Origin of the sequence: Roseateles sp. DB2, from assembly GCF_051857535.1 — a bacterium.
In the GTDB taxonomy this organism is placed as follows: Bacteria; Pseudomonadota; Gammaproteobacteria; order Burkholderiales; family Burkholderiaceae_C; genus Roseateles_B.
In genome coordinates this window covers 97,650-118,287 of sequence record NZ_JBPZGY010000013.1, presented here as the reverse complement: position 1 = coordinate 118,287, position 20,638 = coordinate 97,650, and the positions used below count along the sequence as shown (strand labels likewise).

Below are 20,638 nucleotides of genomic sequence, written 5' to 3'. Positions count from 1 at the left end.
TGGGGCCAGGCCCGCGCAGCCGTGTGCGCAAAGCGGTGCTTTGGCACGATGCCCCGCCCGCCTGGCCCTGTGGGCAGCCCTTGGCGCAGGGGGTGTCTTCCTGGGCCCGGTCCCCTGCGACCGGGATAATGCGGGACCAGAGCCGGCGCCCTTTGCGCCGGCCCGCAGTGGCGGGAGCCGAGGGTGTGTGAGGGAGATCGATCGATGAGCAGAACATGGACAGCCGTCACCATGGCCAGCCTGGCCGGAGCCTGTCTGCTGGCCGGCTGTGCGATCCCCGTGCCTGGCCGCGAGCCCGGCAAAGTCTCGGTCTACCAGAACGAGCGCTTCCAGGCCGAGGAGACCTTCTCCCGCCTCTTCGACGCCTCCATGGAAGACACCTGCGAGGCGGCGCGTCGCGCGCTGCTGAGCCAGGGCTACCTGATCAATCCGGGCAAGGCGGGGGCCGTCAGCGGCACCAAGCGCTTCCAGCCCGAGGGCGAGGTGCATGTGGAGATCAACTTCAATGTGGTCTGCGTACCCGACGGCCGCAATGCCCAGCTCGCCACGGCCTTCGTCTCGGCGCAGCAGGACCGCTACGCGATCAAGAAGAGCGCCAACTCCACCAGCATCGGCGTCAGCGCCATTGGTTCGATCTCCGTGCCCTTGGCGGCCTCGCAGGACTCCATGGTCAAGGTAGCTTCCGAGACCATCCCGGCCGGCGAGTTCTACGACCGCTTCTTCGCCCTGATGCACCGCATGCTCGGCGAGCAATCCGGCGAGGGCACGGGTGCGGGCAGCGCCGCGGTGATGCGCCAGCGCTGAGGGGGCGAGATGAACAGCAGCCGCCTGGTCTATTCCACCGAGCTGGGGCGCACCTGTCCGCAGTGCCGGGCGGCGCTGACGGCCTGCCGCTGCGGCCAGGCAGCGGCCCGGCCCAAGGGCGACGGCATCGCGCGGGTCTGGCGCGAGAGCAAGGGGCGGGGCGGCAAGACCGTCACCCTGGTCAAGGGCCTGCCTCTGGATGACGCCGCCCTGCAGGCGCTGGGCAAGCAGCTGCGCACGGCCTGCGGCAGCGGCGGGACCTGCAAGGACGGCCAGCTCGAGATCCAGGGCGACCACGCCGAGCGCGTCACCGCCTGGCTGATCGCCCAGGGCCATCCGGCCAAGCGGGCCGGCGGCTGATCAGGGCTTCACGAAACGCAGGGTCATGCGGTCGCTCTCGCCGATGGCGGTGTAGCGTTCGCGGTCCTTGTCCTTGTTGGCCAGCGTGGGCGGCAGGGCCCAGACGCCGTTCTCGTGGTCCGCCGTGTCCTTGGGATTGGCATTGACCTCGCTGCGCGCGGCCAGCTTGAAGCCCACGGACTCGGCGACGCGGATCACATAGGCCTCGTGCACATAGCCGCTGCTGGCCTTCTCGTCCTGCGCCTGCGCGGCCGGGCGGCGGTGTTCGACCACGCCGAAGCTGCCGCCCTTCTTCAGGGCCTCGAAGGCGCTGCGGAAGACGGCGGCGACGGCCGGCTCGCCACCGGCCTCGATCCAGTTGTGCACGTTGCGGAAGGTCAGCACCAGGTCGGCCGAGCCCGGTGCTGCGTACTGCAGGCGTCCGGGCACCTCGAACACATGCATCTGCACCTTGCCGTAGACCGCGGGGGCGGCGGCCAGCTTCTCCTTCAGGCGCTGGCCGCTGCGCTGGCGGTAGGCATTGGTGGACTGCGGGTCGTCCGCGCCGAGGATCAGCTGGCCCTTTTCACGCAGATAGGGCGCCAGGATCTCGGTGTACCAGCCGCCGCCGGGGCTGAGCTCGACCACCGTCATCTCCGGGCGGATGCCGAAGAAGCGCAGGGTCTCGTAGGGGTGGCGTGCGCCGTCCCGGGAGGTGAAGGCGGGCGTGCGCTGCGCCCCGGCGATGGCGGCCTGCAGGGCGGCATCGGGGCTGGGGTCGGCAGGGCTGCCCGCCCAGGCCGAGGCCATCACCGTGGACATCAGGGACAGGCTTGCAAGAGCGGCAAAGCCGCGGCGCGTCAGGCTCATGGGGTCCTCCGATCGGACGAAGTCTTGGGGCCGGCGCAGTATGCAAGCGCGCGGGCGGGGTGACGGAAGGCACCCCGGGCCATCCGCAGCAGCGCCCGGGGGCTGGGCTGGCTACAGTGCCAGGTCTTGCCTGGTTCCTGGCCTCCTCGTGATCATGTCATTGCCCCTGCTGTCCCTGACGTCCCGGCGCCTGCGCGGCGCGATGCTGCCGCTGCTCCTGGGGCCTGGCCTGGCGCTCGCTGCACCCGGCCTGAGCACCGAGGCCGAGCGCAGTGGCTTCGTGCGCACAGGGCGCTACGAGGAGGTCGGCCGCTTGTGTCAGGCCTTCCAGCAACGCCATCCCCGCGCGGTGCGTTGCATCCGGTTCGGCACAACGCCGGAGGGACGGCCGATGTGGGCCCTGCTCGCGAACCAGCAAGGCGTGTTCAGCCCGGCCGAGGCGCGTCGGCGCGGCCTGCCGGTGACGCTGATCCAGGGCGGCATCCATGCCGGCGAGATCGACGGCAAGGACGCCGGCTTCCTGGCCTTGCGCCAGGTGCTGGATGGTCAGGCGGCCGCAGGTGCACTGCAGCGGCAGGTGCTGGTCTTCGTGCCTGTCTTCAATGGGGACGGCCATGAGCGCTTCGGCGCCTGGAACCGCCCCAACCAGCGCGGCCCCGAGGCCATGGGTTGGCGGACCACGGCGCAGAACTACAACCTCAACCGTGACTACGCGAAGGCCGATGCACCGGAGATGCAGGCCATGCTGCGCCTGGTCCAGGCCTGGGACCCGCTGGCCACCGTCGATCTGCACGTGACCGACGGCGCTCAGTTCGAGCACGACGTGTCCATCCAGGTTGAGCCGGTGCATGCCGGAGACGAGCTGCTGCGCGCCAGCGGCAAGCGCCTGCGCGACGGCGTCATCGAGGCCCTGGCGGTGCAGGGCTCGTTGCCGCAACCCTTCTACATGGCCTTCCAGAAGATGGACGACCCCGCCTCCGGTTTTGCCGACGGCGTGCCCCCGCCGCGCTTTTCTACCGGCTACTTCTGGCTGCGCAACCGCTTCGGCATGCTGGTGGAAACGCATTCGTGGAAGGACTACCCGACCCGCGTGCGCATCACCCGCAACACCGTGGTCGCGGTGCTGGAGCTGATGGCCCGCCATGGTCACGACTGGCTGGCGCAGGCCCGGGCAGCGGATGCGCGCTCCATGCGGCTGGCGGGCACCGCGCAGCCCCTGGCCTTCGAGGCCAGCGAGCAGCAGCGCATGATCGACTTCCGCGGCTATGCCTACACCCGCACGTCCTCAGAGATCTCCGGGGCCCTGATGACCCGCTACGACGAGCGCCGGCCCGAGATCTGGCGTGTGCCCCTGCGCGACGAGATCGTGCCTATCCTCAGCGTGCCGGTCCCCGGCGGCGGCTACCTGGTGCCGGCCGCCCACGCAGAGGCGGTGGCGGCGAAGCTGCGCCTGCATGGCCTGCGCTTCGAGCGCCTGGGCACGGCGCGCCAGGCCCAGCCTGTGCAGGTCTTCCGCGCTGAGCAGTCCCGTTTCGGCGCGCAGTCCGTGGAGGGGCACCAGCGCCTGGACCTCAAAGGGCAGTGGCGCCCCGAGCCTCGAGATCTGCCCGCCGGCAGCCTCTTCGTCCCCACGGCGCAGCCCGGCGTGCGCCTGTTGATGGCCCTGCTGGAGCCGCAGGCGCCGGACTCCCTGCTGGCCTGGGGCCTCTTCAACAATGCCTTCGAGACCAAGGAGTACATGGAGGACTATGTGGCCGAGGACGTCGCGCGCGCCCAGCTGGCGGCCGATCCGCAGCTGGCCGCCGAGTTCCAGCGCCGCCTTGCCGAGGACCCCGTCTTCGCTGCTGATCCGCACGCCCGTCTGAGCTTCTTTGCCCGTCGCCATGTCTCCTGGGACGAGCGCTACCGGCTCTATCCGGTGATGCGCCTGGAGCAGGCGCTGCGCTGAGTGCGGGGCCGTCGGACCCTGCACCGCAACGGTGCGGGGTGCGCACAAAGTCGCGGGAATGGGCGCTGCTTGCGGCGGGGTGCTGGCCCTGCGCGCCCGCAGCGCCTACTGTAGCGGCTACGGGATTTCCCCGTGATCGGCAAACCGCGTGAAAGCGCGGGACGCAAAGCCTCCGGCCTACCGCCAGCGCCCTCCCGGGTTTCCTGGCCAGGGTAGCGGGGCTGCCAGCCGCCAGGCCCCTCAAGACTGGCGACTGGCCTCGATGGATGCAGTACGAGGCGAAGCGATGCACACACCCCTGCCCACCTTGCTGGCCCTGGCCCTGTTGGCCGGTCTGCCCCCGGCCCAGGCCGCCTTCCAGCCCGCCAGCGTCGGCCCCGAGGGGCTGATCGTCCAGGCCGCCCAGACGGATCGCCTGATCGTCAAGTACAAGTCCGGCAAGGGCGCCTTTCCCACCGAGAACGCCCGGCTGGCCGCCCAGGTCGCCGGCAACCGTCATGGCGTGCAGCTCACGCACCTGCGCCAGATGGCCAGCGGCGCGCAGGTCTTCAAGCTCAGCCGTCGACTGACCCGCGGGGACATCGAGGCCCTGGCCGCCAGCTTCCGCGGCGGTGATGCCAATATCGAGTACATCGAGCCCGACCGCCTGCTGCAACCGCAGCTGATGCCCACCGACCCGATGTACGCCCAGCAGTGGAGCCTCTTCGACACCGTGGGTGGCATCCGCGTCCCCGACGCCTGGAACAAGGCCACGGGAGACGGGGTGACGGTGGCCGTGATCGACACCGGGGTGCGGCCCCATGCCGACTTCTCGCCCCGCCTGCTGCCGGGCTATGACTTCATCCTCAACACCACGACGGCGGGAGATGGGGGCGGCCGTGATGCCGACGCCAGCGACCCCGGTGACTTCGTTGCGGCTGGTGCCTGCGGCGCCGGCAGCCCGGCGCGCAACAGCTCCTGGCATGGCACGCATGTCAGCGGCATCATCGGTGCCACGGCCAACAATGGCATCGGTGTGGCGGGTGTCGCCTTCAAGGCCCGGCTGCTGCCCGTGCGTGTCCTGGGCAAGTGTGGCGGCTACACCTCGGACATCGCCGACGCCATGGTCTGGTCCGCAGGCGGCAGCGTCAGCGGCGTGCCAGTCAATGCCAATCCGGCCAAGGTGATCAACCTCTCCCTGGGGGGCGCCGGGGCATGCGACATCACCACACAGAATGCCATCAACACGGCCCGCGCCAAGGGCGCTGTGGTCGTCGTGGCTGCTGGCAACAGTGGCCGGGACGCGGCGGGCTTTTCGCCGGCCAGCTGCAGCGGCGTGATCACCGTGGCCGCCACCGGCAAGACGGGCGCGCGCGCCTCCTACTCCAACTACGGCAGCAAGGTCACGCTGGCCGCCCCGGGCGGCGACAGCACCGGCGCCATCCTCTCCACCTACAACACGGGCACCACCAGGCCCGGCAGCGACAGCTATGCCAGCATGATGGGCACCTCCATGGCTACGCCAGTGGTCAGCGGTGTCGTGGCCCTGATGCTGCAGGCCAACAAGACCCTGACGCCGGACCAGGTGGCCAGCCTGCTCAAGAACAGTGCCCGCGCCTTCCCGGCGAGCTGCAGCGGCTGCGGCGCCGGGCTCGTGGATGCCAACGCGGCCGTGAACGCGGCCCTGGGCACGACGAGCACACCGGCCCCGACCCCCGCGCCGACCCCCGCGCCGACGCCGAGCCCCAGTCCGACCCCCGCACCCGCCCCCGCACCTACCGTCATCAAGGAGGCCGAGCCCAATGACAGCATCACCTCGGCCCAACTGATCAGCGTGGCCAGTGCCGCCGTCAGCGGCAGCATCGCCAGCAACAGCGACAACGACTACTACCGCTACAGCATCCCCGCCGGCAGGACCCTGAAGGCCACATTGACGGCCGGCAGCGGCTCGGGCTTCGGCCTTGGCGCCTACACGAGCAGCGGCCTGCAGCTGGTGCTGTCCAAGGGCGTGCTGGGCGCGACCCAGGTGCTGCAGATCAGCAATACCGGCAGCGCGGCCGTGGCCGTGGTCCTGCGAGTGCAGCGCACCACCGGCGTGACCGGCGGCTACGCGCTGGCCCTGGGCCTCTGAGGCGGCCTACCCGTTTCTCTCGTCCTTGCTCTTCGCTTCGAGCGCGCGCTGCAGCAGCAGGGCGCGCTCTTTTTCATTGAGGCTCAGCGCCGCCGCCTGCTGGAAGGCCAAGGCGGCTTCATGGCCGCGGCCTTGGCGCTCCAGCAGGTCCCCGCGCACGCTGTGCCACCAGGGGTAGCGCTGCATGGCGGCCTGCGAGCCGAGGGCATCGACCAGCAGCAAGGCCTCGGCCGCGCTGCCTTGCGGCGCGCGGCTCAGCGCCACGGCGCGGTTCAGGGCGATCACCGGCGAAGGCCAGCCCTCCAGCAGGCGCGTGTAGAGGGCCAGGATCAGGGACCAGTCCGTGTCCTCGGCCCGCGTGGCCCGTGCGTGGCAGGCCGCGATGCCGGCCTGCAGCAGGTAGTAGCCCGGCGCCAGGCCCTGCCTTGCGCAAAGGGCCTCGCCTGTCGCCAGCGCGCTCAGGCCGCGGTGGATGAGCAGACTGTCCCAGCGGCGGCGGTCCTGGTCCATCAGCAGCACGGGCGCTCCTTGCGCGTCGAGTCGGGCGGACTGGCGCGAGGCCTGGATCTCCAGCAGGCTCAGCAGGCCCTGCACCTCGGGCTCCTGCGGCATCAGCGTGGCCAGCAGCCGTGCCAGGCGCTGTGCCTCGCCCATGAGGTCGATGCGCAGCCAGTCGTTCCCGGAGCTGGCGACATAGCCCTCGTTGAAGATCAGGTAGACCACCTCCAGTACCGCGCCCAGGCGCTGCAGGCGCTCGGTGGGGCCCGGCAGCTCGAAGGGCACCCGGGCCTCGCTGAGCGTGCGCTTGGCGCGGCTGATGCGCTGGGCCACCGTGGGCTCGGGGCACAGGTAGGCGCGGGCGATCTCGGCCGTGCTGAGACCGCCCAGCAGACGCAGGGTCAGGGCGGCGCGCGCCTCGGGCGAGAGCAGGGGATGGCAGGCGGTGAAGATCAGACGCAGCAGGTCATCGCCGATGTCGTCGGCGCGGCGCTCATCCAGGCTGTCGCTGAGGTCGGGCACCACATGTGCCTGGCGCGCCTCCAGATCCTGGGCCAGGGCCTCGTGATGGCGCTCCTGCATGCGCCGCTGGCGCAGACGATCCAGGGCGCGGTGCTTGGCCGTGGTCATCAGCCAGGCGCCGGGCTTGTCCGGCACACCCTCGCGCGGCCAGTGCTCCAGCGCGGCCAGCAGGGCCTCCTGGGCGATCTCCTCGGCTTCGTCGAGGTCCCGCAGCAGGCGGCGCAGCGCACCGATCACCGCAGGCGATTCCAGCCGCCAGATGGCCGAGATGCGCGAGGGCAGGGCCGCCGCCTCGTTCACACCGCGGCGCCTTGCGGGGCCTGGCCGGCATTCACCTGGCTGGCGTCCACCATGTGCACCAGCTCCCAGAGGTGGCCGTCCAGGTCCTCGAAGCTGTGACCGTACATGAAGCCATGGTCCTGCGGCGGGCGCGGTGCGCGGCCCCCCGCGGCGATGGCGCGGGCCACCAACTGGTCGACCTCCTCGCGGCTGTCGCAGGACAGGCAGACCAGCACCTCGGTGCTCTCGCGGGCGTCGGCGATGCGCTTGTCGATGAAGCCCTGGAAGAAGGGATGGACCAGCAGCATGGCGTAGAGGTTCTCGCCCAGCACCAGGCAGGCGCCCTGCTCGTTGCTGAACTGCGGGTTGAAGGCATAGCCCAGGGCCTCGAAGAAGGCGCGGGAACGCGCCATGTCGGCGATGGGCAGGTTGACGTAGATCTGGCGATGCATGGGGATTTTTCCTAGGGTCAGGTCTTGCCCGCCGTACTCAGGTGGGCTGCCTGAGCGGCTGAACCAGGTGGATGAGATTGCCGCAGCCGTCCTCGAACAGGGCGCCGATGATGGGGCCCAGGGCGCGCGGCGGCTCGCGGAAGCGCACGCCGCGGGCGCGCAGGCGCTCGTACTCGGTCGCGATGTCGGCGGTGGTGAAGGCGGCCGCCGGCATGCCGGCGTCGTAGAGGGCGCGCTGATAGACCCGTGCGGGCTCAAAGCCCAGGGGCTGCAGCACCAGCTCCACGCCGGCCAGGCCTTCGGGCGAGCGCACGGTGAGGAAGCGGAAGGGCCCCATGGGGATGTCGGCGCAGGGCTCGAAGCCCAGCTGTTGCGTGTAGAAGCGCAGGGCTTCGTCCTGGTCCTGGACCAGCAGGGGGCTGAACTTGATCTGCATGCGGCGCTGCTCCTGGGATCTCAGTGCTGTTCGGCAATCTGCTGCAGGTTCTTCAGTCCCTGCTCGAAGTCGCTGCCAATCATCCGGTCCATATTGAAGACCATGCCCATCAGCTTGCTGAGGTAGGGGCTGGGGCCTTCCATGGCCCAGCTCAGCTCGCTGCTGCCGTCGGTCTGGGGGCGGATCTGGAAGAGGGCCTGGTTGTGCGCTTCGAAGGGCTTGATGAAGTCAAGGCGCATGCGCACCTCGCGCCCGGGCTGCAGGCCGGTGATCTCCAGGCTGCCCTGACCCAGTTCCTTGCCCTGCCAGCCGTAGCGGGCGCCGAGGCCGGCCGCCGGGCCGCTGTAGTCGCCCCGCGCGCCGGGCTCCTTGCGCAGCCAGGGGTTCCAGCGGTTGAACTGGTGCAGATCCTGGATCAGGCCATAGACGGTCTCGGGCGGGGCCTGGATGCGCAGGCGGCGCTCGACGCGGAAGCTGTCCGGCCGGAAGGCGGCGAGCACGAGCACGCCCACCAGCAGCAGAAGGAGGAGGCCGATCAGGCCCAGGGTCTTGCTCATGCCTGGCCTCCCTGGCGCTCGGCCTCCAGGGCCTTGAAGCGCTGGATGCCCTCCAGCTCCGCGAAGTCCTCGAGGTCATAGAGGGGCCGCACCTCGATGCAGCCGGGCTGTCCTTCGCCGAAGGGGGCCGGGAATCGGCGCGCCCATTCCATGGCCTCCTCGCGGCTGCGTACCTGGATCAGGGTGTAGCCGGCGATCAATTCCTTGGACTCGGCGAAGGGGCCGTCCAGAAGCCGGCTGCCCGCGGGGCCGTGCTCGATGCGCCAGCCCGCATTGCTGGGTTTGAGCCCCGCGGCGTCCAGCAGCACGCCAGCGCGGGAGAGTGCCTCGTGGTACTCGGCCATCTGCAGCATCAGCTGAGGGTCGGGCATGCCGCCGGTTTCGCTTTGCGCGGTGGCGCGCACCATGATCATGAACCGCATATTCGTCTCCTGTGGCGGGCCGCCCCATGCGACCCCCTGCCTGTACGACGAAGGCGGTCTCTTCATTTCGACATCAGCCTGGAGATTTTTTCGGGCCCGGCCTGGCGCTCAGGGCGCGTCCTCGTAGCAGGGGCCGACGCCGCGCACCTCGAGGGTCGCCCATTCTGCGGCGGGACAGCGCGCGGCGATCTCCAGGGCCGCCTCACGCGTCGGGACGTCCAGCAGGAAGAATCCGCCGACCAGTTCCTTGCTCTCGGTGAAGGGGCCGTCGGTGATGCTCAGCGCGCCGTCGCGCTTCTGCACGCGGCTGCTGCGAACTGACAGGGAATTGCTGGCCAGCAGCAGGCCGCGGGACTGCAGCTCGGCACCGAACTGCAGCATGCGCTCGTAGACCTGCTCGCCGGCTTCGCGGCCGCGGTCGGCACGCTGGCCGTGGGGTTCGAGGATCAGCAGCATGTAGCTCATGGGCGCGGACTCTGCGGAAAAGAAGGATGGCGCATTGTGCGCCCGGCGCCACGGCTGGCGTCGCGCAGCTCGCCCAGCCACGGCCTGTTCATGGACTTGACCGAGAATCGCCGCTTCCGCAGTCAAGGAAGTTCCGCCATGCCGTACGCCCCGTCCCTCCCCACGCCCGCGCGCTCCGCGCTGGCCACCGCATTTGCGGCCCTGGCGCTCGCTGCCAGCCCCCACCAGTCCGCCATGGCCTGGGGGGCGACGGGCCACTCGGCCGTGGGTGACATCGCTGCCCAGCTGATCAAGGGCACGCGGGCAGAGCGAGAGGTCGCGCGCATCCTGGGGTCGGTCAGCCTGCACGACATCGCGGTCTGGCCCGACTGCGTCAAGGGCATAGACCCGGCCAAGGACTTCCGCTACACCGTCACCGGCCGCTACCCCGAGTGCGCGCCGTTCGAGAACAAGCCGGAGGAAGAGGCCCTCATGCGCGACTACGTGAAGCGCAACAACGAGGCCTGCGGACCCCAGCCCGGCGATGAGAGCTGCCACAAGCAGTACCACTACACCAACCCGGCCCTGGAGCGCGGTCGCTACAAGGCAGGCTCCGTGGGCACCAGCGATCACGACATCGTCGCCGCCCTGGACGCCGCCCGCCTGCGCCTGGCCGGCAGCACCGTGCCGGGGCCCTTCGCCCTCCAGACCGAGCGCGAGGCCCTGGCCCTGCTGGTCCATGACCTGGGCGATGTGCACCAGCCCCTGCACGTGGGCTCGGTCTACCTGGACGAGAAAGGGCAGCGACGGGATCCTGATGTCCAGGGTGATGATCCGCAGGCCCGCACCATTGGCGGCAATGCCCTGGCCGTGATGGGCCCCAACGGGCCGGCGGGCAATCTCCATGCCTACTGGGACAACGCGCCGGGCAAGCTCAACCCAGAGCAGTTGGCGGCCCTGCCGGCTGCAGCCCGCCAGGTGCCGGCCATGGCCTCGCCCCCCGCCTTGTGGCCTGCCCAATGGGCCAGCGAAACCATGAACGAAGCCGAGGCAGCCTACGCCGGCCTGCGGTTCGGTGAGCGCCAGTCCAGCCTGCGCGGCTCGCGCTGGGTCGTGACCCTGCCGGCGGACTACGAGGCGCGCAGCCAAGTGCTGGTCCGCCAGCAACTGGCGCGCGCCGGTGCCCGTCTGGCCCAGCTGCTGCAGACGATCTGGCCCGAGGCCGCCAAGCCCTGACGCGGCCGCTCCGGCCGTGAACCGTGCACGCCCCTTGGCCGCGGGGGAGGGGCGGGAGCACTTTCAAGTCCGCCGTGGCATGACCGATGATCGGACCATGATGCCTGCCCCCCTTCGAGCGGACGAGGACCGCGCCCTGGCCGCCCTGCGGGCCCTGCAGGTGCTGGACAGCCCGCCCGAGCCGGAGTTCGACGCCCTGGTCCGCACGGCCTCCCTGGTCTGCGGAGTGCCGGTGTCGCTGATCAGCCTGGTGGATGAACGGCGCCAATGGTTCAAGGCACAGGTCGGCCTGCCCGGCACGAGCGAAGCCCCCCGCGAGATGGCCTTTTGCGCCCATGCCGTGCTGGGCGATGCGGTCTTCGAGGTGCCCGACGCCCGCCTGGATTCGCGCTTCGCCGAGAACCCGCTGGTGCTGGCCTCCCCCCACATCCGCTTCTATGCCGGTGCCCCGCTGAAGCTCAGCGGCGGCGAGCAGGTGGGTACGCTGTGCGTGATCGACCGCGAGCCGCGGCAGCTGGATGCGAGACAGCGAGAGATCCTGCAGCAGCTCGCGCTGGCGGCCAGCCAGATGCTGGAAGGGCGTCGCGCCCTGCGCATCGAGCGCCATGCCCTGGCCGAGGCGGCCCGTGCGGCAGCCCTGTTGCAGCACAGCGCCGATGCCATCCTGAGCATCGACGGGCAAGGCATCATCCGGCGGGCCAACGCCGCAGCCGAACGGCTCTTCGGCGCGGCCCCGCTGCAGTTGCTGGGGCGCCCGCATGCGGCCCTGGTGCCCGAATCCTTGCGGGCCCGCGAGCACAACAATCGCCAGGCGCTGGATGCCGGCGAGGCCCTGAGCCACGAGAGCGAACGGCTGCGCCTGGACGGGCAGCGTCTGCTGGTGTCCGTCACCCTGGTGGCCGAGACCCGCCTGGCCGGCGAGGAGTCCGGCGTCACCGAGTTCATCCGCGACATCACCGCGCGCGAGGAGGCGGCCCAGGCCCTGGCGCTCAGCGCCGAGCGCTTCCGCAGCCTCAGCGATTGCGTGCCGGTGGGCGTCTTCCAGGTGGACCGCGGCGGGCAGTCGGGCTACACCAACGAGCAGTGGCGCCAGATCTACCAGATCGCTCCGTCCCAGGTGAGCCATGAGACCTGGCTGTCGCGCGTCCACCCGGAGGACCGCGAGCGGGTGCGCCTGGCCTCGCAGCGCAGCCAGGGGGGCAAAGTGCCTTTTGACGAGACCTATCGCGTGGTCTGGCCCGGCGGGGAGGTCCGCCATGTGCGCAGCCGTGCCCAGGAGCTTCAAAGCCTGCGAGGCGATCCCCTGGGCTTCGTGGGCATGGTGGAGGACATCACCGAGCGGCGGGCCTTCGAGGCTCAGCTGGTGCAGACCCGCGATCAGGCGCGGGCTGCCGCGCAGGAGGCGCTGGAGAACGCCCGCCTGCTGCGCAACATCGCCGATGCCGTGCCCGGCCTGGTCGCCTACTGGCGCCGCGACCTCAGCTGCCGCTTCGCCAGCCGCTCCTTCGAGGACTGGTACGGCCGCAGCCGCGAAGACATGCTGCAGCTGAGCATGCCCGAGGTCCTGGGGGCCGAGGCTTTCGAACGCTCCAAGCCCTACATCGAGGGCGTGCTTGCGGGCCAGACTCAGACCTTCGAACGCAGCATACGCCGGCCCGACGGCCGCCTGGGTCACACCCTGGTCCACTACGTGCCTGACACCGACGCCCGCGGCGAGGTGCGTGGCATCTTCGCGGTGGGCAGCGACGTCAGCACCCTCAAGACTGCGCAGCGCGAGCTTCAGCTGGCGGCCTCGGTGTTCAGTGCCACGGTGGATGCCGTCATGGTGACGGACGCCCAGGGCCTCATCCTCTCGGTCAATCCGGCCTTCACCGCGATCACCGGTTTCGAGTCCGCCGACGTGCTGGGGCGCTCTGCCGACGTGCTGGGACGGGACGATCCCGTGCTGGAGTCGCAGGCCCGTGAGGCCGTGCGCGCCCAGGGCCACTGGCAGGGCGAGTTGTGGCGGCGCCGCAAGAGCGGCGAGGCCTTTCTGCAGTGGCTGGACCTGAGCCTGATCCCGGACGAGGCCAGCTCAGGGGCTGAGGAGCGCCTGCTGCACGTGTTCAGCGACGGCACGGAGCGTCGCCGCCGTGACGAGCGCCTGCAGCACCTGGCCTTCCACGACGCGCTGACCGGCCTGGCCAACCGCAGCCTGCTGACGGAGCGTCTGAGCCGGCTGTTGGGGCAGACCCACCGTGAACGCCGCGAGCTGGCCCTCATGTACATGGACCTGGACGGCTTCAAGGCCGTCAACGACAGCGTGGGCCATGCCCAGGGCGATGCCCTGCTGCGCCAGGTCGCCGCGCGCATGAGTACCCTGGTGCGGGACACCGACACCCTGGCCCGCCTGGGCGGCGACGAATTCGTGCTGCTGCTGGACCAGGCGGCCGGACCGCAGGAGCTGGAACAGGTGGCGGGCCGCCTCATTGAGTCGGTGAGCCAGCCCCTGGTGCTGGCGGGGCAGAGCGTGGTGGTGGGCGTGTCTGTGGGCATCGCCCGCTTTCCACAGCATGGCCGCACGGTCGAGAGCCTGATGCGGGCGGCCGACCTGGCCATGTATGCCGCCAAGGCGGCGGGGCGCAACCGCTGGCAGTTCGCCAGCGAGGAGACCCCGCTCGAAGCATCCTGAACCGGCAGGCGCTATGCTGGCCGCAGCATGTCGCACCAGCGGCCCCCGCCCCCGCCCGCTGCCCGGCGCAGCGTCGGGCTGGGGCCTCGGCGACGCCGTACACATTTCTCATCTCTGACCATGTCCATGTCGCGCCAACTCCTTGCCGTCCTGACCCTGGCCTGCCTGTCCGCCCAAGCGCCCCTGGCCTGGGCGGACAGCAGCTCGGTGTCCTCGGCCTCCGGCAGCGCCTCGCAGTCGCTGGGCAGCGTGTCCGACTCCATCCAGGGCTCCAGCAACAGCTCCACCGGACGCCGCGTGGCCGCGGGCGAGTACCGGGTGGTCGAGATCGCGGCCCAGGAAGACCGCCCAGATCTGGAGCGCCTGCAGCTGGAAGGCGAGGGCGGCCGCTTCACCCTGCTTCTGCCTGCCGCGGTGCGCGAGCGCGCGATGCTGAGCCGGGGGGATCTCATTGCGGTGAGCCGTCCCGCCTACGGCCTGGCCTTCGCTCGTGTGGGGGCTGACCAGCCCTTCTTCCTGGCCTTGGACGAGGGCTGGCGCCACGAGTTCCAGCGCCGTGCCGTGATGCTGTGAGCCGGGCCAGGCGTGGCCTGCTGGGCTTGCTGACGCTGGTGGTGGCGCTGTTGCTGCCGCTGGCGAGCCAGGCCGGCACGCAGCTGCTGTGCAGCCGCGAGCGCGAGGCCAGCGTGGCCGAGCAGGCACGGGCCCTGCGCTTCAGTGCTGTCCTGCGCGAGCTGATGGAGGCTGGTGGGCAAGACCTGGCCCTGGTCGCGCGCGACGGCCTGGACCTGCGCCGCTGGGGGCAGCGCTACTCGCATGCCGGTCTGGCCTTGCGCGACAACCCGGCCGGCCCCTGGGCCGTGCGCCAGCTCTATTTCGACTGCGACAGCGGTCGCCCGCGCCTGTTCGACCAGGGACTGGCCGCCTTCGTGCGGGGCAGTCAGCGACCCGAGCAGGGCTTCGTGGCCGTCCTGCTGCTACCGCCCGAGGCCAGCGAGACGCTGCGTGCCCTGGCCCTGGACAATGGCCGCGCCCTGGGGCTGGTGAATCCGGCCTACAGTGCCAATGCCTATGTATTTGGCCTTCGCTTCCAGAACTGCAACCAGTGGCTGGCCGAGCTGCTGGCCGCAGCCTGGGGTGAGGCGCAGGACCGGGCCCAGGCCCAGGCCTGGCTGCGCGAGCAGGGCTATGGCGGTACGGTGCTGCAGCTTCCCGGGCGGCCTTGGCTGTGGCTGGCGGCTTTCAGCCCCTGGCTGCACCTGGCCGAGCATCCGGAGGAGGACCTCGCGGCGGCCCGGCTGCGCATCAGCCTGCCCCAGGGCTTGATGGACTGGCTGCAGCAGCGCTTCCCCGCTGCACGCCGGGTCGATGTCTGTGAGGCGCCCGAGGGACTGATCCAGCGAGAGGGAGGCTTCGACCCGCAGGCCGCCTGCGTGCTGCAGCCCGGGGACCGTCTGCGGGCGACCGGGGACTAGCGCGGCCGTCGCAGCATCCGCAGCTTCCAGCCCTCCCGCTCGTCCTCGTCCGGCGTCATCAGGGCGTCACCCGCCCGGCGCGGGCCGACACGGCCGTTGACCTCGATGCTGACGATGATGCGGCACAGATGGCTGCGCCCCGAGTGGAACTCGCAACGCACGGCTTCCAGCTCGACGATGCGCACCAGGTACTGGCGCGCCTTCTTCGCACCCAGCTCCTCGATGATCTCGGCGTTGTTCGCCTCCACGTGGCGGCGGTAGGCCCGGCTGACCTCGGACAGGCTGGGGACGGGCACCGGGCGCCGCTCCCAGGGCTCGGCCAGCGTCGGCGCTGCCGAGGCTGCCAGCAGGAGCGCGACCAGCGGCTTGAGCCAGCGCAGAGTCGCCCCCACCACCTTGCCGCCGGGCGCCGCTGGTTTGCGCCAGGGCAAGGACAGGCCGGCTAGGCGAGCCTTCAATGAGGGTTCCATCAACGACTTCCGGATTCCGCCATGAAAGCATTCGAGCTGCTGTTCACCAGCGACGTGGGCCTGATGAGCCTGACCGTGCTGACCATCACCCTGGGCATGGGCGCTTTCTACCTGCGCTACTTCCTCAAGCACATGAAGGACGACAGCGCCGCCGCCCAACGCTCGCATTGAGACGCCTGTCACGCCCGCCCCTCAGCGGGTGACGATGTCCCGGTGCATGGGAGCCAGCAGGGCCAGCAGACGCCCCTGCGTGGCAAAGGGCACGCCGGCCGCATCCAGCGCGTCCTGCAGGTCCTCGACCAGGGCGTTGAAGTGGGCCTGGCTCAGGCCCATGGCTTCATGGGCATTCTTCATGGTTTCGCCCTCGTAGCGGCAAGGGCCGCCCGTCACCGCGCACAGCTGATCCACCAGCTGGGTGTGCAGGAACTTGAGGTTGGTGTCCTTGAAGAAGTCCTTGATGCGCGGGTCCTGCGTGGCTCGCTGCAGCAGGCCGTCGACCACGGCCTCCAGTCCAGGCCTGGCGCCTAGCTGCGTGTAGAGCTTGTCGTCGGCACGGGCGGGCTGGGCCCAGGCCTGCGCGGCCATCAGTGTGCCGACCCATGTGCAGAGCAGTGCGCTGATCAGTGCCCGCCAGGGGCTGCGCGAGCGGGACCGGGCGAGCGAGGCAGGGGCGTTCATCGGCAGCTTCCTTGGTGAGGTCTGTGCAGCGGCTGGCATGGCGTCGGTGCTTCGGCGGATCATTCAGTAGGCCAGTTGCGCCGAGACATAGAGCCCGGTCTGCCTGCGCGGCACGATGCCGGGCACGACGGCCCCCAGGTCCACGTAGGCGGCGGTCAGCGAGAACTGCTTGCTCGGCGTCCAGGCGATGAACAGATCTTTCCAGTCCTGCTCGGCCAAGCCCTGGCCCAGGGCGGAGGGATTGAGCTTGTCCGGCTTGGCTCGGTACTCGACACCCACGGCCAGCCGGCGATTGATGAGATAGGCCATGGACAGTTCCGGCCGCAGGCTGAAGCGGCTGCTTGCCTCCCCGCCAAAGCCCAGCAGTCCGTTCTGGTTGGCCCGCGTGGCCCGCAGCGTCAGGTTCAGCAAGGTGCTCTGGCGCAGCAGCAGCTTGGTGGCGCTGAGGTAGAGCTCGGTGTCGTTCGCCCGCGCGCCCAGGCTGGCCAGTGTGGGGGCGAGGCCCCCTGCGTGACTGCGCTTGTGCTCGAGGCCCAGGCTCAGCTGGGGCATCCAGCGGTCGCTGTCGAGGATGGCATCGCCGGCCAGGCGCCATTTGGCTCCGAAGATGTCCTGCTTCAGATGCAGCCCCGGCAGACCCAGGGCCGTGCCGGCAGGACCGGTGCTGAAGTCCTGGCGCGCGATGGAAAGCTCGAAGCGGTCATGCAGGCCAAGCGCGGCGCCATAGGCCGTCAGCCCGTAGTCCTGCGTATGGACCCGCGTGAGGAAGGCCGTGGCGCCGATCTCGCCGGGGCTGGCATAGCTGCCGATCAGGGCCCAGGGGGTCAGGCCGCCGCCGGCCGCACCATCGATGCTGCTGACACCCCCCGTGAGCAGCAGCTTGCCCTGCGCCCACGCCGAGCCGGCTGGCGCCAGGGCAGCCATCATGACCAGCAGGAGGGCGGGCCCGGCCGCCAGGGCGGTGGAAGCGATGGAAGACGGGCGGTGGGTAAGGGCCGGCATGACGCTCCTTCGACGCTGCTGCGCCGGCCCCGGTGCATCACCAGCTGCCGGTGTTGGGCATGGATGCCCAGGGCTCCGCGGGAGCCAGGGCGGGTCCATTCTGCAGCAACTCGATGGAGATGTTGTCGGGCGAGCGCACGAAGGCCATGCGTCCATCCCTGGGTGGGCGGGAAATCGTCACGCCATGCTCGGCCAGTCGCTGGCAGGCGGCGTAGATGTCGTCCACGGCAAAGGCCAGATGTCCGAAATTGCGGCCACCGGTGTAGGTCTCGGCCGTGCCATCGGGAGCAGGCCAGTTGTAGGTCAGCTCGACCTGGGGCTGAAAGGGGCCGTCGGCGTTACCGGGGGCGGCCAGGTAGACCAGGGTAAAGCGGCCGGCCTCGTGCTCGGTGCGGCGCACCTCGCGAAGGCCCAGGGCATCGCGGTAGAACTTCAGGGACTGGTCCAGGTCGTTGACGCGGACCATGGTGTGCAGGTAAGTGAGCATGTGTGGTTTCCTGGGGGCTGGTGCAAGACAGGCCGGGGCGCGGCGATGTTCGGGCGGGCCGTTGCCGCGAGAGGCGAAGGGCCTCAGGCCTGGGCGCGATTGTCCCGCGGACCCAGGCCGGCCGCTCGGGGCAGGGCATGCTCAATCCACCGACTGCGGTGCACCCGCAGCGGGCGCTGGCTTGGCTTTCGGATCCGCGGGGCTGGACCGCTTGCGCTCACAGGGCGACCCGTTCGCTGCACCGCCATCGCCGACGCGGGGCTGAGTGCAGGCTTCTTGCGCGCACCGGGCCCCTGCACCGGGGGGCAGCCCCGGGGTCATGCCCCGGATTCAGCCCCAGGTTCAGCCCCAGGTTCACAGGCCTGCTGCCGGGGCGAACGAAGCATCGCCAGCAGCAGGATGCACAGGCCGGCCGCGGCCGCCAGCCCTATCGTTGCCCGCGTACCCAGTCCCTGCGCCAGCAGGCCGCCGGCCAGTGCGGCAGGCGGCATGACGCCCCAGGTCATGAAGCGGAAGCCAGCGGTCACTCGGCCGAGCAGCTGCTGCGGGGTCAGGGTCTGGCGTTGGCTGATGATGCAGACCACGCCCACCGATGAGCCCGCCGCGGAGACCAGCAGCAAGGCCCCCATGGCCCCGACCGCCGCAGCGCCCTTGCCGTGTACCAGCGTCAGTGCCAGGGAGCCCAGGCCATAGACCATCGCGCCGAGGAAGATCGCCCGCTTCGCACCTGCTCGCGCGGCGACCTCCCCTGCCACCAGCGAGCCCAGCATCCCGCCCAGGCCCTGGGCTGCGAGCACCAGGCCGATGTCGGCGGGCGAGAAGCCCAGGGTCTGGCTCATATGCACCAGCACCTGCGGGGTGGCGCCGCTGGCCAGCGCATTCCACACCATGCCGGTCAAGACCAAGGACCTGAGCTCGGGGCGGCCCAGCAAGGCCTTCATGCCGGCCCGGATGGCCGCAAAGCCGCCGCCCTTGCCGGGCTCCTGCGCCCCGGGGGCCAGCGGCGGCAGGGTGGCCAGCACGCCCGCTCCGCAGAGGAAGAGCATGCCATTGCAGGCGAGCGCACCGGCCAGCGTCCCGAACTTGAGAAGAAGGCCCGCCGCGGCCGGGCCGATCATCTCCGCTGCGCCAGCGATGGCAGCCAGGGTGCCGTTACCTCGGGCGATGCGCGAGGGCGGCAGGAGTGCCGGCACGAAGGTCCAGTACGCGACCTCGAAATAGACATTGGCCGAACCGATGAGGAACATGGCGACGGCAAAAGTCATGATGCCGAGCCCGTTCAGCTGCTCGGCGGCCAGCACGCCTGCAATGAGCGCTGCACGTGCCAGGTTGCAAACGAGCAGGATGCGCCGACGCTCCCAGCGGTCGGCCGCCAGTCCGGCGACCAGGCTGAAGAAGATGAAGGGCAGCCGGTCGCAGGCGGTGAGCATCCCCACCTGCAGCGGTGTGGCGTGCAGCGCCGTGACGGCGATCAGCGGCAGCAGCACCAGGGAGAGTGCCGATCCCAGCTGGGTCGCCACGTCGCCCACGCAGAAGCGCAGGAAGCCGCCCCGGATCGAGGCCTCGTCAGCGGCTGCGGTGGAGGGGGCCTCCGACATGCCGCCGCCCTCAGCCGAAGTACTTGGCGGTCTCGAAGCCGATGAGGGGGTCGATCTCACCCAGGAAACGATGGGCCTTGAGCGCCACTGCCTGCGGATCGCTGTCCTGGATGATGACGTGGCCCATGATGCTGAGATTGCCCTCGTAGCGCATCACCTCGCGGCCGGCTGCGATGTTGAGGGTGTTGAAGCCGATGTCGTACGCGGCCAGCAGCTTGTCCAAGGACTCCCTGGTGAAGTCCGTGCGCACCACGCCACCATGGCGTGCCGCCACGGCCAGCGTGATGGCCGCACCGCTGAAGCCGGTGTCGTCCAGGGTGACGGGCTCGCCCAGGTGCAGCCGGATGAGGTGCTCGAAGGGGTCCTTGTCGGTCAGCATCCGGTACATGATGGGCGAGACGCTCCCCATCATCCGGGCATTGATCTCCACGAGCACGGGGCCCTCGGGGGTCATCAGCAGCTCCACGTGGTAAAGGCCCACGCGTATGCCCACGGCATCGAACACCTGCTGCAGATAGCTGCTCATCTGCTCACAGGCGGCGCGTGGCAGGCCGGACGGCATCACGGCCGCGAGTTCCAGCAGGTCGTAGTAGTGGGCCCGGTAGCGCGAGGTCGTTGCGTAGGCCATCAGCCGGCCCTCCCTCACGATGACCTCGGCGGACTGCAAGGTACCGACCACGTACTCCTCGACGATGTACTCATGCGCGACCACGCGGTCTATGTCCGAGGAGCGCGCGCGGCTGTCGTGGAGTTCCCGCACATAGGCCTCGTAGTCCGCTTGCGTCTTGCAGATGGCCGAGTACTGCTTGGCAAAGCCGCGAATCGGCTTGACGACGAAGGGCAGGCGCACGGAGCGCGGGCCTTCAGGCAGTTCGTCCTCGCGGAGCACCTCGAACTTCGGCGACCGCAATCCCGCAGCCTGCAGCCGGGCGCGCAGGCGGTCCTTGAAGACGGCGTTGCCCAAGGCCTCGGGGCTCGGGTACAGGGTGCCAAAGTGGGCCGAGGCCACGGCGGCAGGCATGATGCCGGTTTCAGTGGTGCTGATGATGGCATCGATGGGGGCTGTCGCGGCCAGGCCTTCGAGCGCCGGGATCAGATGCTCCGCTTCAAAGGTGCGGACCAGGAGCTCGTGGTCCACGTGATGCATATGGGCTGCCAGCTTGGCCGGGTCCTTGAGCATCAGGTCGATGAAGCTGGTCGCATGGGTGGGACGGACCAGCGTGACCTGGTGTCCCAGGCGCTTGGCCGTCTGGAAGGCCAGCAGACCGGTGGAAGTGCTGTCGATGAAGACGATGTGTGCCATGGAGATCTTTCGATGAAGGGGGCCGTGGAGCGGCCTG

Annotated in this window: 22 protein-coding genes and 1 riboswitch; of the genes, 9 read left to right on the top strand and 13 right to left on the bottom strand. The window is 70.1% G+C overall.

Features of this window, described 5'->3' with window-relative positions; all coding sequences use genetic code 11:
• The first annotated feature begins 204 nt into the window (after positions 1 to 204).
• Positions 205 to 804, top strand: a complete 600-nt coding sequence (locus ACS5PK_RS18020) for a DUF2242 domain-containing protein (protein WP_439441641.1) — start codon at positions 205 to 207, stop codon at positions 802 to 804.
• A gap of 9 nt (positions 805 to 813) precedes the next feature.
• Positions 814 to 1,164 (top strand): translation initiation factor Sui1, encoded by a 351-nt coding sequence (locus ACS5PK_RS18015; protein WP_439441640.1) that lies wholly within the window; start codon positions 814 to 816, stop codon positions 1,162 to 1,164.
• On the opposite strand, the gene ACS5PK_RS18010 is transcribed toward ACS5PK_RS18015, so the two are convergent.
• Positions 1,165 to 2,013 carry a class I SAM-dependent methyltransferase gene (locus ACS5PK_RS18010; protein WP_439441639.1) on the bottom strand — a complete coding sequence of 283 codons (849 nt, stop codon included), beginning with the start codon at positions 2,011 to 2,013 and terminating at the stop codon, positions 1,165 to 1,167.
• A 154-nt stretch (positions 2,014 to 2,167) separates the two neighbouring features.
• On the opposite strand from ACS5PK_RS18010, the gene ACS5PK_RS18005 reads away from it, so the two are divergent.
• Positions 2,168 to 3,961: a M14 family metallopeptidase gene (locus ACS5PK_RS18005; protein WP_439441638.1), complete on the top strand. Its 1,794-nt coding sequence runs from the start codon at positions 2,168 to 2,170 to the stop codon at positions 3,959 to 3,961.
• A gap of 128 nt (positions 3,962 to 4,089) precedes the next feature.
• A riboswitch (cyclic di-GMP riboswitch) is annotated at positions 4,090 to 4,190 on the top strand.
• A gap of 57 nt (positions 4,191 to 4,247) precedes the next feature.
• Positions 4,248 to 6,071 carry a S8 family peptidase gene (locus tag ACS5PK_RS18000; RefSeq protein WP_439441637.1) on the top strand — a complete coding sequence of 608 codons (1,824 nt, stop codon included), beginning with the start codon at positions 4,248 to 4,250 and terminating at the stop codon, positions 6,069 to 6,071.
• 6 nt (positions 6,072 to 6,077) lie between these two features.
• On the opposite strand, the gene ACS5PK_RS17995 is transcribed toward ACS5PK_RS18000, so the two are convergent.
• The 6 genes from ACS5PK_RS17995 to ACS5PK_RS17970 form a co-directional block, all read right to left on the bottom strand.
• Entirely contained in the window at positions 6,078 to 7,391 is a 1,314-nt protein-coding gene (locus ACS5PK_RS17995) for an RNA polymerase sigma factor (protein WP_439441636.1), read from the bottom strand.
• Positions 7,388 to 7,822 carry a VOC family protein gene (locus ACS5PK_RS17990; protein ID WP_439441635.1) on the bottom strand — a complete coding sequence of 145 codons (435 nt, stop codon included), beginning with the start codon at positions 7,820 to 7,822 and terminating at the stop codon, positions 7,388 to 7,390. Before ACS5PK_RS17990 ends, ACS5PK_RS17995 begins: the two co-directional genes overlap by 4 nt.
• Positions 7,823 to 7,859: 37 nt before the next feature.
• A complete protein-coding gene (locus ACS5PK_RS17985; protein WP_439441634.1) occupies positions 7,860 to 8,258 on the bottom strand; it encodes a VOC family protein in 399 nt (132 codons plus the stop codon).
• A gap of 20 nt (positions 8,259 to 8,278) precedes the next feature.
• Entirely contained in the window at positions 8,279 to 8,815 is a 537-nt protein-coding gene (locus ACS5PK_RS17980) for an SRPBCC family protein (RefSeq protein ID WP_439441633.1), read from the bottom strand.
• Positions 8,812 to 9,237 (bottom strand): YciI family protein, encoded by a 426-nt coding sequence (locus ACS5PK_RS17975; RefSeq protein ID WP_439441632.1) that lies wholly within the window; start codon positions 9,235 to 9,237, stop codon positions 8,812 to 8,814. Before ACS5PK_RS17975 ends, ACS5PK_RS17980 begins: the two co-directional genes overlap by 4 nt.
• 108 nt (positions 9,238 to 9,345) lie before the next feature.
• On the bottom strand, positions 9,346 to 9,702 hold the full coding sequence (locus ACS5PK_RS17970; RefSeq protein ID WP_439441631.1) for a YciI family protein: 357 nt from the start codon (positions 9,700 to 9,702) through the stop codon (positions 9,346 to 9,348).
• A gap of 138 nt (positions 9,703 to 9,840) precedes the next feature.
• On the opposite strand from ACS5PK_RS17970, the gene ACS5PK_RS17965 reads away from it, so the two are divergent.
• From ACS5PK_RS17965 to ACS5PK_RS17950, 4 genes are all read left to right on the top strand, one after another.
• Entirely contained in the window at positions 9,841 to 10,917 is a 1,077-nt protein-coding gene (locus ACS5PK_RS17965; protein WP_439441630.1) for a S1/P1 nuclease, read from the top strand.
• A gap of 97 nt (positions 10,918 to 11,014) precedes the next feature.
• The gene (locus ACS5PK_RS17960) at positions 11,015 to 13,588 is read left to right on the top strand and encodes a PAS domain S-box protein (protein WP_439441629.1); all 2,574 of its coding nucleotides are present in this window, start codon (positions 11,015 to 11,017) and stop codon (positions 13,586 to 13,588) included.
• A gap of 126 nt (positions 13,589 to 13,714) precedes the next feature.
• Positions 13,715 to 14,161 (top strand): hypothetical protein, encoded by a 447-nt coding sequence (locus ACS5PK_RS17955; protein ID WP_439441628.1) that lies wholly within the window; start codon positions 13,715 to 13,717, stop codon positions 14,159 to 14,161.
• Positions 14,158 to 15,063: a DUF2145 domain-containing protein gene (locus ACS5PK_RS17950; RefSeq protein WP_439441627.1), complete on the top strand. Its 906-nt coding sequence runs from the start codon at positions 14,158 to 14,160 to the stop codon at positions 15,061 to 15,063. Before ACS5PK_RS17955 ends, ACS5PK_RS17950 begins: the two co-directional genes overlap by 4 nt.
• Here the strand turns inward: ACS5PK_RS17950 and ACS5PK_RS17945 are convergent.
• A complete protein-coding gene (locus ACS5PK_RS17945; protein ID WP_439441626.1) occupies positions 15,060 to 15,533 on the bottom strand; it encodes a hypothetical protein in 474 nt (157 codons plus the stop codon). The two genes, ACS5PK_RS17950 and ACS5PK_RS17945, sit on opposite strands and share 4 nt — an antisense overlap.
• 21 nt (positions 15,534 to 15,554) lie before the next feature.
• Between ACS5PK_RS17945 and ACS5PK_RS17940 the strand changes: the two genes are divergently transcribed.
• Entirely contained in the window at positions 15,555 to 15,704 is a 150-nt protein-coding gene (locus ACS5PK_RS17940; RefSeq protein ID WP_439441625.1) for a DUF3149 domain-containing protein, read from the top strand.
• A gap of 21 nt (positions 15,705 to 15,725) precedes the next feature.
• Here ACS5PK_RS17940 and ACS5PK_RS17935 read toward each other — a convergent pair whose 3' ends face one another.
• The 5 genes from ACS5PK_RS17935 to ACS5PK_RS17915 form a co-directional block, all read right to left on the bottom strand.
• The gene (locus tag ACS5PK_RS17935; RefSeq protein WP_439441624.1) at positions 15,726 to 16,211 is read right to left on the bottom strand and encodes a group I truncated hemoglobin; all 486 of its coding nucleotides are present in this window, start codon (positions 16,209 to 16,211) and stop codon (positions 15,726 to 15,728) included.
• Positions 16,212 to 16,274: 63 nt separating this feature from the next.
• Entirely contained in the window at positions 16,275 to 17,213 is a 939-nt protein-coding gene (locus tag ACS5PK_RS17930) for a DUF3034 family protein (RefSeq protein ID WP_439441623.1), read from the bottom strand.
• 37 nt (positions 17,214 to 17,250) lie between these two features.
• Positions 17,251 to 17,700 (bottom strand): lactoylglutathione lyase, encoded by a 450-nt coding sequence (locus ACS5PK_RS17925; protein ID WP_439441622.1) that lies wholly within the window; start codon positions 17,698 to 17,700, stop codon positions 17,251 to 17,253.
• Positions 17,701 to 18,017: 317 nt separating this feature from the next.
• A complete protein-coding gene (locus ACS5PK_RS17920) occupies positions 18,018 to 19,298 on the bottom strand; it encodes an MFS transporter (RefSeq protein ID WP_439441621.1) in 1,281 nt (426 codons plus the stop codon).
• 10 nt (positions 19,299 to 19,308) lie between these two features.
• Positions 19,309 to 20,601 carry an ATP-grasp domain-containing protein gene (locus ACS5PK_RS17915; RefSeq protein ID WP_439441620.1) on the bottom strand — a complete coding sequence of 431 codons (1,293 nt, stop codon included), beginning with the start codon at positions 20,599 to 20,601 and terminating at the stop codon, positions 19,309 to 19,311.
• Positions 20,602 to 20,638: the final 37 nt, after the last annotated feature.